The sequence below is a fragment of the Staphylococcus parequorum genome, assembly GCF_039237145.1.
In the GTDB taxonomy this organism is placed as follows: domain Bacteria; phylum Bacillota; class Bacilli; order Staphylococcales; family Staphylococcaceae; genus Staphylococcus; species Staphylococcus equorum_A.
In genome coordinates, this window is record NZ_CP150682.1 from 403,671 (window position 1) to 421,040 (window position 17,370).

Consider the following 17,370-nt stretch of genomic DNA (forward strand, 5'->3'; position numbering starts at 1 on the left):
AAATATTTATAAATGTTTTACATGAAACATTCCTTCCACCCCATCACACCAACAAGGTCAGTCATCGGGTTGTCTGGCCGGACAATGCCGGATGTCTCGAAACAACAATAAAGCACGCGCTTCTTAGCTAAAAGGAGTGCGTGCTTTTCATATCTTAAAAAGTAACTACTAACCTAGATATTTCTGCATTTTATATACTTTAATATCGCCTTCGCCAGTTTCACCCACGTAATCGTAACCTTGTTTCTGGTACAAGCGCTGGGCAGAAGCGTTATTGATTTCTACTGTCAGTGAAATAGTATTATAGCCTTTATGTAAAGCAAGTAGTTCAGCATAAGTAAGTAGTTTTTTAGCTATACCCATACCTCTAAATTGAGAAAGTGTGGCAAGCATGCTTACATGATATTCTCCAGAACTACCTTCATCTAAATTAATCAAAGCGACTATAGCTTTAAAGTTATTGATGAACTGAGGCACAATTTGGAGTTTCTGTATTTTCACTATTTGTTCGACAGTGGATAGTGTCTGACTTTCAAGCGTATCGTAAGGTAGATAAGAGATAGCGCCAGCGGGTTGACCATCTACGAAAGAAATCATCGTATTGTTATAGCTAAAGCGATTGCCATTTTGACGCCATAAACTTTGCATGCCTTGTTCAAGTTTAGATTCATCATCTGTATTGAAAAAGACTTTGGCCATATCATCAATTGCTAGTAGGTTAAAATACCCACCTTCTTGTAATTCAGGGTAGGCAGGTTTAATTGTTATATGTGACAAAAGCATCCTCCTTTTCTGACTCACGAATATTTTATATTAACATTTACCCTTAAAATGATATAAATAAATTGAATATCAAATTATTTCACAAGGAATTATTTAATTCTACGATTGCTAAATATATAAAGTGTCCAATTATTTTGTTATAACAAAAAATGACTTAATAATAAACAATAACTTTTATAATTAAACGTTTGCAACATAAGTGCATTGTGCTAAACTTAAAATCAAGGCATTCGAACGTGAAGGGATACCTAAGTTTATGTTAAGGGGTAAATTAATAATGAAAGAAAAACTGATTTTATCAACGATACTTGCAGGGACGCTTGTATTAACGGGGTGTGCGAATGATTCATCACAAAAGGGTTCCGAAGAAGATAAGCATAAAAATCATGCAAGTGAATCAAAAGATAAAGAAAATGGTAAACCTTATAGTGACGTTGCGTATCCTAAAGATGGCGTGAAAGGTATTTATGTTACTGCAAATTCAACAAATGGAGAAAAATTTAAAGAATTAACGAAATTTATTAATGAGACTGACTTAAATGCGATGGTCATTGATGTTAAAGATGACACTGGTAATGTGACAATCAATTTCAATACTGGTAATAAGCAGATTGATGATAATACGATAGACATCGTGGATGCAAAGCCATTGCTTAAGCAAATGGAAGCAAAGAATATTTATCCTATTGCCAGAATAGTTACTTTTAAAGACTCAAAATTAGCTGAAGACCACCCAGAATGGTCATTTAGAGAAGAAGACGGCTCAGTTTGGGAAAATGATGGTGGCGATAAGTTTGTTAACCCATTTAATAAAAATGTATGGGATTATAATATCGATATTTCTAAAGAGGCGGCTAAGGCTGGATTTAAAGATATTCAATACGATTACGTGCGTTTCCCTGAAGGTTTTGAAAATGTGGAAAGTAGTTTGCAGTACAACAAAGGTGCATATAAAAATAGTAAGTTAAGTGATGTAGATCAACGTGTAGATACAATTACTCAATTTTTAGGTACAGCTAGAAAAGAATTGAAAGATTATGATGTGAAAGTATCAGCAGATGTATTTGGTTATGCTGCGATGGTCGAAGAAGCACCTGGTATAGGTCAAAGCTTCCCTAAAATTGCGAAAAATACAGACGCAATTTCATCTATGATTTATCCTTCGCATTGGAGTCCAGGAGATTTCGGTCTTGCAGCACCAGATAAAGAACCGTACAAAGCAATAGATAATTATTTAGATAAAGAAACGTCAGTGTTAAATGCATTAGGCAAAGATAAACCAAAATCACGTCCATGGTTACAAGATTTTACTGCTCAATATTTGGGTGAAGGAAATTATAAAGCGTACGATAGTCAAGCTATTGAAGACCAAGTCCGAGCACTTAAAGATCATGGTGTAAATGAATTTTTATTATGGAATGCTGCGAATGATTATACAACAGGCGTAGACTATACACCTGAAGCAGATAAGGAAAAATTAAAAGAAAACAAACAAGAGTTAAAGAACGAATCAAAAGAAAACAAAGATAAAGAAAAGTAATATTTAACTAAATTAAATTGCCGACAAAGACTCAGACTTTGTCGGCAATTTTTTTGTGTGTTGTATTTGACTCAATATTAAAGCTTCAAATAATTTTAACAAACTTTAAATGTGAAGGCGTATCTGTATTAATAAAATAATGCTTAAATAGTATTATAGATATTTATAAAGTGGAGGATAAAATGAAAGACAATAGAGTAGTGATTGCATCTGTGACAAATGAAAAACAGTTAGAAACTGTTCTAAAATATAAAGATAATATAAAAGCAGTGTTTATTTTAACGGGCAACTTTATAAACATAAAAGAGTATGTGAAGCTGTATCAATCATATGGCATTGATGTTTATATTCATGTAGAGATGATTAAAGGATTAAAATTAGATGATTTTGGTTTTAAATATATAAAACAAATGATCCAACCCCAGGGTGTTGTAACCACAAAAACGAGCCATGTTAAATTAGCTAAGAAAAATGGCATCTTTGTGATACAACGTTTCTTCTTAGCGGATCATGATATGAAAGAAAATATCATTAATACCGCTCGTGTAAGCCAACCTGATATGTTAGAAATGATGCCAACAATTACATCGTTTTTAATCAACTCGATTCAGTCACAAGTGAAGATACCAATTATTATGGGGGGTTTAGTAGATAGAGCAAGTTACTTAACTCAAGCACTTGAAGATGGTGCGTTAGGCGTATCGACAGCGAATGAAGAGATGTGGAGCAGAGAATTTACTGAATTTTTACATGAGCATTGATGAAACTCAATATTGATTTGTTACATTGAATATGACAAGTAAACGATAGGCAATTGGAGAGCCAAATAAGCGTGTATTTACACGTTTATTTGGCTATTTTTTTGGGAGGTTTTAAGGCAAATGAAAAAAATTGGTTTTCTATTGTGTATTGGATTGTTAATTTTAGCCGGTTGTAGCGCTGAAGGAAACAGCAATAAGACAAAGGATGGCAAGGTCAAAATAGAATATTGGCATGTCAATGCTGAGACGCAAGGTGGTAAAACAGTAAAAGAGCTTGTGAAAGATTTTAATGCGCAAAGTGATGATGTTTACGTGCAATCTAAATATAATCCGGACATGTATAAAGGATTAATACAGAATATGATGTCTGAAGCCGCGGGAGGAAGGACACCAGATGTTGTTCAAATTGGTTGGTCATTTAAAAACTATTACAAGGATAACTTTGAATATACATCACCTGAAGCAATCATCAACGAATCATTTCCAGAAGACAAGGAATTTATAGAGAAAAAATTCGACGATAAAATGTTGAGTATTGCACAGGATGAAAAAGGCGAACAATTAGGCTTGCCATATTCTGTCAGTAGCCCCGTAATGTTTATAAATAAAGATATTTTACGTAAGGCAAATTTAGATGAAAGTGGTCCGAAAACATGGGAAGAAGTTAAAACATACGCTGAAACGATTAGAAATAAATCAAATCAATATGGCGTGTTTATACAAGAACCGGCTGATAGCTGGGCACAACAAGCAATCGTTGATAGTAACGGTGGCAATATTGTTAAAGATGGAAAAGCATCATTTGCGAGTGAAGAGGGCGTAGAAGCGTATCAATTGATGCAAGATATGGTGAAAAATAAATCAGCATTACATACAAATGATGAACAAGGTCAACAAAGCTTTATTAACGGTGAAGTTGGTATGTTATTTACAACCAATGCGAAACAAACACATATTAAAGATAATGCCAAGTTTGATGTGGAAGCGATAGAAATGCCTGGATGGGAAGGAAAAGAGAAAAAAGTCCCAGCTGGTGGATCAATGCTAGGTATTACTTCAGATACAAAAGAAGAACAAGAAGCATCGTGGAAGTTTATGAAGTATCTATATAAAGTAGAGAACATGGCGAAATGGACAAAAGGTACAGGCTATGTGCCGCCAAGTAACGATGTTGTAGATGATCCGAATGGCTTGAAAGCATATGTTGCAGAAAATGAAATGATGCAACCCGCAATTAAACAGATGAGCAATGTTGTACCATGGGCTGCTTTCCCTGGTAATAGTGGTTTAGAAGCTGAACAACAGATCATTGATATGCGAGATAAGATACTCGGTGAAGATGCAGATGTAAACCAAACAATGAAAGAAACACAAAATAGAATTAATCAGGAATTAGATTAACGAGTTGAGGAGGACGCGTAATGAATAAAAAATGGTTACCTTACGCACTGTTATTACCATCTGTAATCATCATTTTAATATTTAACATTATTCCTTTAATTTATACCGTATATTTAAGCTTTTTTGATTGGAATATGGTTAAAACACATAAAGAATTTGTGGGATTGAATAATTATATTGATCTTTTTACAGATCCTAAATTTTATATGATTATCGTTCAGACATTTGCTTATATTGCACTACTTATAGCATTTAATACAGTGATGACCTACATTTTTGCATTTATTGTAGATTACTTTGTAGGCAAAGGTAAACGGATTTATCAAACGGTATTATTTATACCTTCCGTAATTTCTTTAGTGGTAGGAGCGATGGTGTTCCTTTGGATACTGAATCCTGTATCAGGGCCTGTAGCACAAATACTTGGTGTATTTGGATTATCGATACCGAACTGGACGACAACAAATGGCTGGGTCATATTCGTGATTAGTTTAATCGTTGCTTGGAAAGTATTTGGTTATAACTTCCTAGTACTATATTCAAGTATTATCGGTATTCCAAGAGAGATGATTGAAGCGGCAAAAATAGATAATGTAAAACCATCGCGTATTTTTATCGATATTATTTTACCGATGAGTTCGGCGACAGGGTTTTATATTTTAATTATGACGATTGTCCAAGGGTTACAGTATGTCTTTACGCCCATTAGCGTCATTACTAAAGGCGGCCCAAATTATCAGAGTAGTAACTTAATCTATCACGCTTACCACGAAGGTTTCACCTTATATAAGACAGGAATGTCAGCTGCAGTATCAACAATTACGCTAGTTATTTTCTTTTTACTATTACTGGTTCAGTTTTTAGTGGTTGAGAGGAGGGTTAAGTATGAAAACTAAATCTTATATTGCGCATATTGTATTAATTACGTGTATATTATTGGCAATTTATCCGATTATTTTTGCGGTAAGTAATTCATTCAAAAAGTTAAGTTATGCGTATGACTCCATGCTTAATTTAATTCCGATACCATTTACGATGGAAAATTTCGATAAGTTAGTTAACGATATTCCGTTACTACAAATTACAACGAATACATTTGTAATTGCGAGTGTGATTACGATTGTTAAAGTGGCAATCTCATTTTTAGCAGCGTTTGCCATTGTCTTTTACCAATTTAAATTTAAAAAAGTGACATATATGGTACTTGTAGCAACGATTTTCGTGCCATTTACAGTAACAATGGTTCCGAACTACATTATTATGGCACGTTTAGGATTTGTGGATTCAGTTTGGGGCGTCATTTTACCGCAGCTTGCAGACGCAATTGGCATATTCATGTTAACGCAGTCTATGCGTAATATTCCAAGAGCTTTATTAGACTCGCTTCAAGTAGATAATATTTCAGTGTGGCACACGATGAAAGATGTGATTGTGCCGATTACTAAGCCTGCACTAACATCTACAAGTATTTGGTTTTTCATATTGTCATGGAATGAGTATATCTGGCCGAATTTAATGTTGAAAAATGAAGAAAATTATACGTTACCTTTAGCATTACAACTGTTTGTAAGTTCAGAAGGAGGAACAAACTTTACTGTGGCGATGGCCTTAAGTGTCTTAACAATGGCGATTCCACTCATTATATATTTAGTGTTCCAACGTTTTATTATCGATACCTTTACTACTAGTGGAATTAAATAGGAGGATGACAATGGGTACTTTAGAATTAAAAAATTTAAGTAAATCATTTGGTGATACCAAAGTAATTGAGAATTTAACTTTAAAAATAAATGACGGTGAACGTGTTGTGTTTTTAGGTCCTTCTGGGTGTGGAAAGTCTACGATACTCAGAATGATTTCAGGTATTGAAAGTGTTTCAGACGGTCAAATTCTTTTTGATGATAAAGATGTAACAAGTTATGAACCGGGGGAACGAGATATTGCGATGGTCTTTCAAAACTATGCACTGTATCCGCATATGAGTGTAGAGAAAAATATTACTTATGCATTGAAACGGAATAAAGTCCCACAAGAAGAGATTAGCAAGAGACTGGATCAAGCACTTTCTATACTTGATTTAAATCATTTAAAGGAGCGTAAACCGAGTGAATTATCAGGCGGACAACGTCAAAGGGTTGCCTTAGGGCGTGCAGTTGTTAAAAATGCTTCATATTTCTTGTTAGACGAACCGTTGTCTAATTTAGATGCCTTATTACGTGTTTCTGCAAGAAGAGAGTTGTTGCATTTACATGACATGTACCAACATACCTTTATTTTTGTTACGCATGATCAGTTAGAAGCGATGGCATTGGCAGATCGTATTGCATTGTTTAATAAGGGTGAAATACAAATGTTCGATACACCTGAAAATATTTATAATCATCCACGTAATGTCTTTACGGCGCGTTTTATTGGTGCACCTCCGATGAATATTTTGGATGCAACATATGAAAAGCATCGACTTAAATTTGATGACCAACTTTCAATTAATGCAGAAAGTTTAAAACAACAACATCTAAATCAGTATGAGGGGCATCAACTTTTAGTTGGTATTCGTCCTGAAGCAGTTCATATTATAGACGAACCAACGGAGCTGAAATTTGAAATAGAAGATATTGAAAATTTAGGTGAATGCTACAGTCTCATTGGTAAGTTAAACCAACAGACACTGACTGTGAAAAGTTATGACAAGCCTGAACAATTAGTTGTAAATATAAAGTTTGATATGAATAAAGTAACATTGTTTGACCCAAATACAGAAATAAATATTGAGGAGCGATAATCATGGCATTAATCTTAAGTACAAACGCATATATTAGAAGCGGGTTAGCACCAATTTATAGTCTATTAGAAGTAAATCCCAATTTAGGCATAGAACTTTTTGGTAACAATCAAGATGAAGCTTATACGAAGGAATTACTTGAGATAGGTAAAGATTCACAACGTTTCTTAACATATCACGAACAAATTTTTGATGTAGAGCATTCGCGTCCTAGAGAAGCAGACCCATATAGCTTAAAACAAATTAGATTGGCAATTGAACACTGCGTGGCATTAGGGATTAAAGATATTGTTTACCATGTAAATAATGTAGCTATTAACAATAAACAGCAAATGATTGCTGAGACAGCAAATAATTTAGACAATATTACATCAGAAGCGAAAGTACAAGGTGTAAACATTTTAGTAGAAAATGTAGGGGTAGATACTAAGCAAAATAAACTGTTAACAGAATCAGAATTTATTGACTTCTGTAAAGAAAGAGAGAACAGTGTATTAATTGATGTGGGACATGCTAACGCTAATAATTGGGATTTAGAACATGTGGTTCAACAACTTAAGCATAAGATTAAATTCTATCATTTACACAACAATGATGGTAAGCATGATGACCACAATTTATTGCATGAAGGAACATTAGATATGGATGCATTTTTTGAAATTTATCATCAATATACGCCGAACGCACATCTGACTCTAGAATATAATTATGATATAGGGGAACAACCAGAAAACATCCAACGTGATATTAATTATGTAGTAAGTAAAATGGGAAGTAAATAAAGCAAAATAAAATAGACATAGTGCACACGATAAATCAGAATGTACAAAATATATGGTACATTCTGGTTTTTTATATTGTATAATACTGTATATAATACATTTTATATAATTATAATTCAAAGAGGTGCGCCGTTTTAATGATTAGAATATTGATTCCATGCTTTAATGAAGCGTTTGTAATTAAACAAACGTATGATAAATTAACAGAAATTATGCAACATGATAGTTATATTAACGGTTATACATATGAATTACTTTTCGTGGATGATGGTAGTAGAGACCAAACATTAACAATAATTCAACAATTATCTGAATTAGATAGTAGGGTGAAATACATTTCGTTTTCACGTAATTTTGGTAAAGAGTCTGCGATGTATGCAGGGTTGAAAGCGAGTACGGAAGCTGAGGCGTTGATCATCATAGACGGAGATTTACAGCACCCGCCGTCATTAATTCCACAAATGATTGTAGATTTTAGAAATGGTGAAGATCAAGTGGTGGCTAAAAGAGATCGAACTGGAGAACGTTGGTTACGTAAGCATCTGTCTAAAATGTATTATTTAATGATTAATAAAATGGTAGATGTTACCTTAGAGGATGGCATAGGAGATTTTAGGTTACTGAGTCAGCGTGCCGTTAAAGAAGTTGTGAAATTAGGAGAATACAATCGATTTTCAAAAGGATTATTTGCATGGATCGGCTTTGAGCCAAAAGTCATTGAATATCAAAATGTACAACGCGAAGAAGGAGAGTCTAAATGGTCATTTAGTTCATTGTTAAATTATGGTATAGATGGACTGATTTCCTTTAACAATAGACCGTTACGTATTATTATTTATTTAGGATTATTTAGTTGTTTGATGAGCTTTCTCTATATTATATTCAATTTAATTTATACACTGAGTTATGGTGTATCTACGCCTGGTTATTTCACTACTATTTTTGCAGTATTGTTCCTAGGCGGCGTGCAGCTGACTTCTTTAGGTATTATTGGAGAATATATAGGTAGAATTTATTATGAAGTGAAACAGAGACCGTTATTTATTATACATAAGACGAATTTAAATAAACATGAGGTAAATTAATATGAAATCACTAAATTTGGACAAGATGTACCTGACACTTACCGCACTATTTTTATTTTACTATTTTATGGCGTTCTTTTTACCATTAACCCATGATGATTGGGATTGGTATAGTCAGTATGGCGTGCAAATGTGGCAGGAAAAATATGCGAATTTAAATGGGCGTTATTTGGGTAATATTTTAGAAACTGTAGCAGTTCGTTTGGATTGGTTTAGGTGGATATCTTACGCGTTAATTAGCATGGCTATGATATATATTATTGTTCGTTTTACTCACAATACGAAACAGCCACTATATTATTTAATAGCTTTTATACTTATGGTTACGATACCAAGTGAGATATACAAACAAACTTATGGATGGTTTGCAGGTTTTTATAATTATGTCCCAGCCACGTTGTGTGTGCTGTTCATTTTATGGTTTATCGTTACAGTTTTATTTGAACGAAAAGGGCTTACACCTGTAATCAATATTGTCTTTTATATTATTTGTTTTATTGGGCAGTTTTTTATGGAAAATACGACGCTCTTTAATAGTATGATTTTGGTGTTAGCTATCGCCCTGAACTTATTACTTTATCGACAAATTAACCCTAAATTTATTGTTGGTTTATTATTATCTGTGGCTGGCACAGTAATCATGTTTTTAAACCCCAATTATCGTAAAATATTTTTTGAAGGCAGCAGTTACCAGAATGTATCTAGTGAAACAGGATTATTCGATAAAATATTCCATACGGTGACTACGACAATTCCAGATTGGGTCTTTTTCAATCAAATTGTGATTTTATCTATGATTATTGCTGTGGTGCTAGTTATGCTTTATCGCAGTACTGTGCTGTACAGCTTATCCAAGGTGAAAATAGGGCTGACTGTTAGTGGATTATTGATATTGCCTATTTATTACTTTTTCATATATAAACAATTCGAATTACAAAATTTCCATTCAATCACTATAGCAAATCTGCTTAATACTGTGATTTGTATTATATTTTTAGGTGCAATGATTTATGCAATACATTTAGTGATCGGGCAAAAGGAAGTACGTTATACATTATATTTACTCCTAGCCTCAACTTTACTTGTATGTGCACCTTTAGTCATTGTATCACCACTCGGTCCAAGGAATTTTTATACAGTATATGTAATCTATAGCATCATTCTACTGATATTACTTGTTCAACTCAACGTCATGCATGCGTTGTGGCGTAATATGATTGTGGGAATTGCAATTATGTTTGGTGTTGTTTATTTGAGTGGTTTTTACTATATCCACTATCAAAATGAAACGCGAATCGCGAATTTGAAACAAGAAGTAAAAGAGCATCCAGATAAGGATTTCTATACGATGGAGAAACTGCCATTTGAACATTATTTACATCATGCAACGCCAACCAGCGAGAAATATCAAACACTATTCAATAAATATGAAGGTTTACCAGCAGATACAAAAGTTAAGTATGTGCCTTTTGGTAGCGAAGAAAAGAAGAGTGATTGATGAAATAATGTGTTAATTATTATAAATTATTACTAGTTTTCGAATTACTCGAAACAGATAAAAGCTCCGGGATAGTAAATTTACTAACTACCTCGGAGTTTTTATTTAAATATTTGTAAAGTGATTTATTAATCATCGCCATCTTCATAATCATCATAATCGTCGCCGTCGTCATCACTGTCATCGTCGCCGTCATCATTACCGTCATCATCACCTGAATAAATACGTTGTTTTTGATTTGTAGGCGGTGGTTGTGTAGGTTGGGTTTCAGTTGATGCTGCATCATTATTTTTATTGAACCAAGCTACTGAGGATACTTTACCTGTAACATGATTGATAATGATATTAGCACCTTTTTGACTACTTATATCTTGAGTCACCAAATAGTATTTAATACCTTTATCTTCTTTTAAAGTAATAGATTTAAAGGTACCGCCGACGTGTTCTTTTGCTATATCTTTGGCTGATGCTTCACTGATTTTTTTATCTTCCTTTTTCTGTTCCTTTTTGGGTTCAGGTTTCTTTGGTTTTAAATCCTTTGTTTGTTTTATATTAGAAATTGTTTTCTTTTCTCTATCTACTTTAATGTGATATATACCTTCACTTGATTTTAATTTTACTAAAAATTCATTTTTATTATCAGTGAGCTTGATAGATTCAATATCACCGTTGTAACGTTTCTCAACCATTGCTTTTGCATCTGTCTCTGCCATAAGTTGCTGATTCGCTTTTAAAAATATAATTACACATAGGGCGACAGATAATCCAATACATGTCATTATTAAAATTAATTTAACGAGCAGTTTCATTTTTTGACTCCTTTAGGCACAGTTAAAATAAAGGATGATCCTTTATTTACTTCGCTTTTTACATCAATCACTATATTTTGTTGTGTGGCAATTTCTTGCGCAATGGACAATCCTAAACCTGAACCGCCAGTGCTACGTGACCGTGCTTTATCTACACGATAAAAGCGAGTGAAAATATGAGGCAAGTCAGATTCTGGAATACCTATACCGTCATCCATAATTTCAATATTGAATGAATCTTTATTATCAGAAATTCTGACAATAATAAGTGATTCACCATATTTGTGTGCATTATCTAAAAATATGTGTATTAATTGCTTGAATAAAGAAATATTTAGCCAAGCTTCATAAGATTCACAAGCTACTTCTACTTTTATATCTTGTTTATATACATGCTTTAAGCGATGTGTGATTTCTTCAATTAATTCCACTATATTTTCATATTCAAGACTACTTTCCGTCTTATTTTTCGTTATTTGAGCATAATATAACAATTGTTCTGTTAAATATTTCATTTTTTTAGCTTCATCACCAATAGCATGGATACTTTCATCTAATGTTTTTTGATCTTTCTTTCCAAATCGCTGCAACATTTGACTATAAGAGTTTATAACTGTAATTGGTGTTTTTAATTCATGTGACGCATTCATAATAAATGCTTGTTGTCTCTCGTCGTGTTCTTTCAATTTGTTCATCATGTCATTAAAGGAAGTAGATAATTCCTGCAATTCATACGAATCATTTTGTTGTACTTCTACAGGTAAATAATCTTTGGTTTCTTGTGTTTCTTTGATGTGCTTACTTAATTTCAAAATCGGTTGCGTGATAATATTGGTGATTACTCTATTCAAGTAAAAAATTACTATTAGTAATAATATAACTGAGCCGATTAAAATCCATTTTAAAATTTGAAAGGATTCATACTTAAAGTCTACATTTTCATAAAGCTGTAAATTGACGACTTCACCATGTTCCCAAACGATAGGCAAGGAAATCATTGCAAAATGATGACCTTTATAAGCAACGGTTTTTTTATATTGCTTACTTTGAAAGGGTTGTTGGATATTATTATAATCTACATTAGTCGTGAAATTCACTTTGGCTTTATCGTTCTTATCAATAACACTGATGTAGCCATCAGAAAGTATGTAACTGTTATTCATAATTTCTTGATTCGTTCTATTATCCGATTTTTTAATTTCTTCTATAATATTAATACTACGTGCTTCAAGTTGATTTAGCTCAGAAGCTATTGAAAAATGTTTGAAAATAACATACACAAAGATGTTCACACAAATAATCAAAATTACGGTCATCACGGTGATATACAACTGGATTCTAGTACCTAATCTCATATAAATTAATCCTTAATCATATAACCATACCCACGGACACTATCGATAATGGATGGTTTGTTTTTGTCTAACTTTTTACGTAAGTGACGTACATACACATCGACTACGTTAGTATCGCCTTGGTAATCAAATTGCCATACGTGTTTGATTATTTGCTCACGCTCTAAAGCCTGATTTTTATTTTCCAGGAAATAAACAAGCATTTCATATTCTTTTGGCGTAGTACTCACTATAGTATCGTCCATATAGACTTCACGTGACTTTGTATCTACAGAAATATGTCTATGTACGAGAATGTCATCATCTTCTTCTGTGTCAGCATGTAGCATTTTTAAATGCGCACGGATTCTAGCTAATAATTCTTCTATTTCGAAAGGCTTAGTAACATAATCATTTGCGCCAGAATCAAGGCCGCCGACTTTATCCATTAATGCGTCACGAGCGGTTAACATGATGACCTTTATTGAATTATCTTTCGTTCTAATACGTCTCAACACTTCCAAACCATTTAATTCTGGCAACATAACATCAAGCAAGATGAGATCAAAGGAATTATCTTGAAATGCTTGTATTCCTTGCTTGCCTGTATATGCTAAAGTCACATCGTATTCTGCAAACTCTAGTTCTAATTGCAATACACGTGCAATTTTTTCATCATCTTCCACAATTAAAATCTTTTCCATTATTCAATACACCTACTTTAGTTTTAAACCTATAAATTGCCAATAAAATAAATACATTAAGACCATAAATACTACATAAATAGGGAGTAACCACATATTTAATTTTAAAAGTTGTGAAGTATTAAATGGTCGATCATCTAACTCATAAAATATTAATAATGCTTTTGAACTTACTGGTAATGTTAAGCAATAGTTTATGCCAATTAATGTTATAAATACAACTGACATAGGATTTAATTCAAAGGTTTCCGCGAAAATAAGTACCGTTGGAACAAGTACCACAGCTCTTGTTGTATGGCTTGTAATGAGTAAATGTGAACCTACACTAATGATGCTTAGTATAATCACAAATACAATTGCAGGCATTACTGGTAATCCGTTAAGTAATGATAAAATTTGGTCTTGTATGTACTTAACGACACCGTATTTTATTAATAATTCTCCAAGTGCAGTTGCACTCGCTACGAAAAATATTAAACTCCATGACACTTCGGACAAAGCTTTTTTCCAAGTTATGAGTCCTAATTGAGGAATCAACATGCAAAAAGCCATTAAAATTGTTACAAAAGCAATATCAAGTCCATGTAAACTTTCAGTAACCCACAGTACAATAGTTATGCCAATTAAAATAATTGCTTTACGTTCCTTTGACGAAAGTGGTGTTTGTTCAACGTCAACTTCAATATCGACAGGTTCTTTATCTGAAACTTCCTTCATAGGTTGTTGTTTAATAGGACTGTACATTAATATGACAGCAGCAATCAAACTAATTAGTAAACCAAAGGGTAAGCCCCATAACACGAAATCAATATAAGAAATCGATTTATCTGTTTGACCTTCTAAAATACCTATACCTATTAAATGACTTCCCGCACCAATTAAGGTCGTATTCGTCATAGTTAAAATAAGTATAGGTATCATTAAACCATACATCGTGGCACGCTTTGGAAACTGTGTTTTTATCGCTTGATAAATAGGTAACATTGCTGCTGCACGACTTGAAGTTGAAGGTATAAAGAAAGTCATGAGTTGAATCGTTGCCAAAATGAATAAACTTGCACGCTTTTCAGTATGGCATTTTCGGCTAAACCAATTGACGAGCCTTGTTAATAAACCACTTTCTTCTATGACACTACTGATGATAAATGCGCCAATCATTAACCAAACGATATGTTGATTTAATGATTCAAATAATATTGAATCTGGAACACCCAGCAACACTGCACCGATCAAACATAGCATCCCAGCTAATCCTGCAGGTAAATTTGAAAATATAAATAATATAATAGCTAAAATAAAAATCATTATACTTACTTTGCCTAAGTAACTTAAATCTAATACCAAAAAGATATAAAAACTTAAACAAAGAAAAGATATCCAAATCCATAGATGTGAAAATGAAACATTAGCTAGCATCTGTAACGACTTCCTTCAGTTTATGCTTTTGTTGTTCTCTTGCTTTAAAAAGGTTCATACCAATCATAATATAACGAATCGCACTTTCTACACTGCCCTCTAACCATTTATCTGCGTCGTTGATTGCATTTTCTAAAGTAGCTGGCTCAGGTATAATACTAGAAAATGCATCAATACCACTTTGATAATTTATTTTTGCGCCTTTACCAATCGTTCCTGCAAAAGCTATTACAGGTTTATTGTGATTTTTAGCAATACGTGCAACTTCAGCAGGCACTTTTCCATTCGGTGTTTGATAGTCAATACAACCTTCTGCAGTAATGACAATATCCGTTGATTCAAGATTGCTTTCGATTTGAATATAATTTTTAATCAAATCAAACCTTGGATGCAATGTTGCATTAGCGAAAGCGATGAGACCGGCTCCAAGACCACCTGATGCCCCTGTACCTTCTGCATAACGTAAATCCTTATTTGTATGTTGCTTAATTAAAGCAGCTAAATGATATAAATTATTTGATAAATGTTCTACGTCCTCTTGTGACGCCCCTTTTTGAGGACCAAATACTCGTGCAACGCCTTTATCACCACATAATATATTAGACCAATTTACAGCAACATCAATTGGTGTTGTTGATACTCGGCTGTCTATATTGCTTAAATCTAAGTCATGAATTTTATCAATATCAACGCCACCATCAATGTAAACTGCCTCGCCATGCTTATTATAGAATTTAACGCCAATAGCTTGAGCCATACCTACGCCACCATCAGATGTACCAGAATCGCCACAACCTATAATTATTCTATCTACACCGTAATCAAGTGCTTTAATAATCATTTGACCTACGCCATAAGTTGTTGTGTATAATGGGTTTCTTTGTGTCTTAGGGACATGTCTTAATCCTGCAATTGCAGCCATTTCAATCACAGCTACAGTTTCTTTTCCTTCTTTAAATACGCCAAAGTAAGATTGGATGCGTTGTCCGACAGGGCCAGTGACATGAGTCATTATTTTATAGCCATTTCTAATTTTAATAATAGATTCTACGAAACCTTCGCCACCATCAACCATAGGTATAACATTTACTTCATAATTTGAATTGACACGTTTAATACCTTTTTCAATTGCATAACCAACTTCTTCTGCACTTAAACTTTCCTTAAAACCTGATGGAATAACTGTAAATTTCATAATCTTCATCTCCCCGTATATAGTCTTAATTAATTGATACTCTTAGACTATGGTATGGGGGTTTACAATTGCTTAAAGAATTATTAAAAAATGATTAAAAAATTTAATAAAACATGATACCCAGTGCTAATCCTAAAATTACAATTAGCCATGACGGGGCTTTACAGTATGCTAGCAATACAAATAATATGGCAGCAAATGCGAAATCCATGTGTGAATTGACGGATGATGTAAAAATAGGATCATACAGTGCTGCGATTAGAATACCAACTACACCAGCACTGACCGCTTTTAACATTGCTTTAGCATAGCGATTCGACTGCACGTGTTCCCAAAATGGTAAAACGCCAATTAATAGTAAAAAGGCAGGTAAAAAAATAGCGATTGTTGCGACAATGCCACCTGGAATGCCAGACATAACGGTACCGATATATGCTGCAAAGGTAAATAATGGACCCGGCACTGCCTGTGTTAATGCGTAACCTGTTAAAAAGTCGTTCGCACTGATCATATCTGTTGCGACAAATGCTTGTTCTAATAATGGTAGAACAACATGGCCGCCACCGAAAACAAGTGCACCTGAGCGATAAAAATGATCAATCATACTCACCCATGAATTGGTTGTGAAGAAATTAATAATAGGTAAAATTAATAAAAAACTGAAAAAGAGTGTAAGTGCAATAACACCAACCAATTTAGGAATATTGAATATCTTTATTGATGGTTTACTTTCATCATTTTCTTTAAAGAGTATTAATCCAGCAAGCGCCACGATAATCAATGCACCCAATTGTGACATAGGGTGAATCACTGTGACTGCCATAACTAAGGTAAATAGTGCAAGAAGCTTTGTTTTCACATCAGGCAAAAGCTTCTTGCCCATGCCAATAATGGCATTAAGCACGATGGCAACTGCAACTAATTTCAAACCATGCGTCCAACCTAAATCACTGCTGTAAGCAAGGAGCAGCGTCGCACAAAACATTAATACAATGACTGAAGGCAATGTAAAACCAATAAATGAAATAACACCACCAAGTAAACCTGCCTTCGTTATGCCGATACCAAAACCGACCTGGCTACTTGCAGGACCAGGTAAAAACTGACATAACGCGACTAAATTTGTATATTGCTGTTCTGTGAGCCACTTCCTACGTTTAACGTATTCATCATAGAAGTAACCGAGATGTGCTGTTGGACCACCAAAAGATGTACAACCTAATCTTAGCGCGACCAAAAAGACTTCAAGATATTTCATTAGCATAACCTCCCAATTTATA

Annotated in this window: 16 protein-coding genes; 9 read left to right on the top strand and 7 right to left on the bottom strand. The window is 33.7% G+C overall.

The window, feature by feature from the left end; all coding sequences use genetic code 11:
* Positions 1 to 168: 168 nt before the first annotated feature.
* A complete protein-coding gene (locus AAA453_RS01860) occupies positions 169 to 777 on the bottom strand; it encodes a GNAT family N-acetyltransferase (protein ID WP_427705856.1) in 609 nt (202 codons plus the stop codon).
* A gap of 283 nt (positions 778 to 1,060) precedes the next feature.
* Between AAA453_RS01860 and AAA453_RS01865 the strand changes: the two genes are divergently transcribed.
* The 9 genes from AAA453_RS01865 to AAA453_RS01905 all read left to right on the top strand — a co-directional run bounded on the left by AAA453_RS01865 (position 1,061) and on the right by AAA453_RS01905 (position 10,632).
* Entirely contained in the window at positions 1,061 to 2,323 is a 1,263-nt protein-coding gene (locus AAA453_RS01865) for a putative glycoside hydrolase (protein WP_427705858.1), read from the top strand.
* Between the two features lie 182 nt (positions 2,324 to 2,505).
* Positions 2,506 to 3,084, top strand: a complete 579-nt coding sequence (locus AAA453_RS01870) for a glycerol-3-phosphate responsive antiterminator (protein WP_427705860.1) — start codon at positions 2,506 to 2,508, stop codon at positions 3,082 to 3,084.
* A 120-nt stretch (positions 3,085 to 3,204) separates the two neighbouring features.
* The gene (locus AAA453_RS01875; RefSeq protein WP_427705861.1) at positions 3,205 to 4,485 is read left to right on the top strand and encodes an ABC transporter substrate-binding protein; all 1,281 of its coding nucleotides are present in this window, start codon (positions 3,205 to 3,207) and stop codon (positions 4,483 to 4,485) included.
* 20 nt (positions 4,486 to 4,505) lie between these two features.
* Positions 4,506 to 5,381, top strand: a complete 876-nt coding sequence (locus AAA453_RS01880; protein WP_427705863.1) for a carbohydrate ABC transporter permease — start codon at positions 4,506 to 4,508, stop codon at positions 5,379 to 5,381.
* Complete coding sequence (locus AAA453_RS01885) at positions 5,371 to 6,186, top strand: carbohydrate ABC transporter permease (protein ID WP_069832535.1); 816 nt, start codon at positions 5,371 to 5,373, stop codon at positions 6,184 to 6,186. Before AAA453_RS01880 ends, AAA453_RS01885 begins: the two co-directional genes overlap by 11 nt.
* Before the next feature lie 10 nt (positions 6,187 to 6,196).
* Positions 6,197 to 7,267 (top strand): ABC transporter ATP-binding protein, encoded by a 1,071-nt coding sequence (locus tag AAA453_RS01890; RefSeq protein ID WP_427705865.1) that lies wholly within the window; start codon positions 6,197 to 6,199, stop codon positions 7,265 to 7,267.
* A gap of 2 nt (positions 7,268 to 7,269) precedes the next feature.
* Positions 7,270 to 8,049: a sugar phosphate isomerase/epimerase family protein gene (locus AAA453_RS01895; protein ID WP_427705867.1), complete on the top strand. Its 780-nt coding sequence runs from the start codon at positions 7,270 to 7,272 to the stop codon at positions 8,047 to 8,049.
* A gap of 137 nt (positions 8,050 to 8,186) precedes the next feature.
* Complete coding sequence (locus AAA453_RS01900) at positions 8,187 to 9,134, top strand: glycosyltransferase family 2 protein (RefSeq protein WP_427705869.1); 948 nt, start codon at positions 8,187 to 8,189, stop codon at positions 9,132 to 9,134.
* A 1-nt stretch (position 9,135) separates the two neighbouring features.
* Entirely contained in the window at positions 9,136 to 10,632 is a 1,497-nt protein-coding gene (locus AAA453_RS01905; protein WP_427705871.1) for a DUF6056 family protein, read from the top strand.
* A 128-nt stretch (positions 10,633 to 10,760) separates the two neighbouring features.
* Here AAA453_RS01905 and AAA453_RS01910 read toward each other — a convergent pair whose 3' ends face one another.
* The 6 genes from AAA453_RS01910 to chrA all read right to left on the bottom strand — a co-directional run bounded on the left by AAA453_RS01910 (position 10,761) and on the right by chrA (position 17,348).
* Positions 10,761 to 11,441 (bottom strand): PepSY domain-containing protein, encoded by a 681-nt coding sequence (locus tag AAA453_RS01910; protein WP_427705873.1) that lies wholly within the window; start codon positions 11,439 to 11,441, stop codon positions 10,761 to 10,763.
* Positions 11,438 to 12,796 carry a sensor histidine kinase gene (locus AAA453_RS01915; RefSeq protein ID WP_021338973.1) on the bottom strand — a complete coding sequence of 453 codons (1,359 nt, stop codon included), beginning with the start codon at positions 12,794 to 12,796 and terminating at the stop codon, positions 11,438 to 11,440. Before AAA453_RS01915 ends, AAA453_RS01910 begins: the two co-directional genes overlap by 4 nt.
* Before the next feature lie 5 nt (positions 12,797 to 12,801).
* Positions 12,802 to 13,479, bottom strand: a complete 678-nt coding sequence (locus AAA453_RS01920) for a response regulator transcription factor (RefSeq protein ID WP_002511690.1) — start codon at positions 13,477 to 13,479, stop codon at positions 12,802 to 12,804.
* Positions 13,480 to 13,491: 12 nt separating this feature from the next.
* Entirely contained in the window at positions 13,492 to 14,895 is a 1,404-nt protein-coding gene (locus AAA453_RS01925; protein WP_427705875.1) for an SLC13 family permease, read from the bottom strand.
* Positions 14,885 to 16,090, bottom strand: a complete 1,206-nt coding sequence (locus AAA453_RS01930; RefSeq protein WP_064783362.1) for a glycerate kinase family protein — start codon at positions 16,088 to 16,090, stop codon at positions 14,885 to 14,887. Before AAA453_RS01930 ends, AAA453_RS01925 begins: the two co-directional genes overlap by 11 nt.
* A gap of 103 nt (positions 16,091 to 16,193) precedes the next feature.
* Positions 16,194 to 17,348: a chromate efflux transporter gene (gene chrA, locus AAA453_RS01935; protein WP_427705877.1), complete on the bottom strand. Its 1,155-nt coding sequence runs from the start codon at positions 17,346 to 17,348 to the stop codon at positions 16,194 to 16,196.
* Positions 17,349 to 17,370 lie beyond the last annotated feature (22 nt).

Coding starts and splice junctions, on each gene's coding strand:
- AAA453_RS01865 (WP_427705858.1), top strand. CDS start 1,061: ATGAAAGAAAAACTGATTTTATCAACGATACTTGCAGGGACGCTTGTA.
- AAA453_RS01870 (WP_427705860.1), top strand. CDS start 2,506: ATGAAAGACAATAGAGTAGTGATTGCATCTGTGACAAATGAAAAACAG.
- AAA453_RS01875 (WP_427705861.1), top strand. CDS start 3,205: ATGAAAAAAATTGGTTTTCTATTGTGTATTGGATTGTTAATTTTAGCC.
- AAA453_RS01880 (WP_427705863.1), top strand. CDS start 4,506: ATGAATAAAAAATGGTTACCTTACGCACTGTTATTACCATCTGTAATC.
- AAA453_RS01885 (WP_069832535.1), top strand. CDS start 5,371: ATGAAAACTAAATCTTATATTGCGCATATTGTATTAATTACGTGTATA.
- AAA453_RS01890 (WP_427705865.1), top strand. CDS start 6,197: ATGGGTACTTTAGAATTAAAAAATTTAAGTAAATCATTTGGTGATACC.
- AAA453_RS01895 (WP_427705867.1), top strand. CDS start 7,270: ATGGCATTAATCTTAAGTACAAACGCATATATTAGAAGCGGGTTAGCA.
- AAA453_RS01900 (WP_427705869.1), top strand. CDS start 8,187: ATGATTAGAATATTGATTCCATGCTTTAATGAAGCGTTTGTAATTAAA.
- AAA453_RS01905 (WP_427705871.1), top strand. CDS start 9,136: ATGAAATCACTAAATTTGGACAAGATGTACCTGACACTTACCGCACTA.
- AAA453_RS01910 (WP_427705873.1), bottom strand. CDS start 11,441: ATGAAACTGCTCGTTAAATTAATTTTAATAATGACATGTATTGGATTA.
- AAA453_RS01915 (WP_021338973.1), bottom strand. CDS start 12,796: ATGAGATTAGGTACTAGAATCCAGTTGTATATCACCGTGATGACCGTA.
- AAA453_RS01920 (WP_002511690.1), bottom strand. CDS start 13,479: ATGGAAAAGATTTTAATTGTGGAAGATGATGAAAAAATTGCACGTGTA.
- AAA453_RS01925 (WP_427705875.1), bottom strand. CDS start 14,895: ATGCTAGCTAATGTTTCATTTTCACATCTATGGATTTGGATATCTTTT.
- AAA453_RS01930 (WP_064783362.1), bottom strand. CDS start 16,090: ATGAAATTTACAGTTATTCCATCAGGTTTTAAGGAAAGTTTAAGTGCA.
- chrA (WP_427705877.1), bottom strand. CDS start 17,348: ATGAAATATCTTGAAGTCTTTTTGGTCGCGCTAAGATTAGGTTGTACA.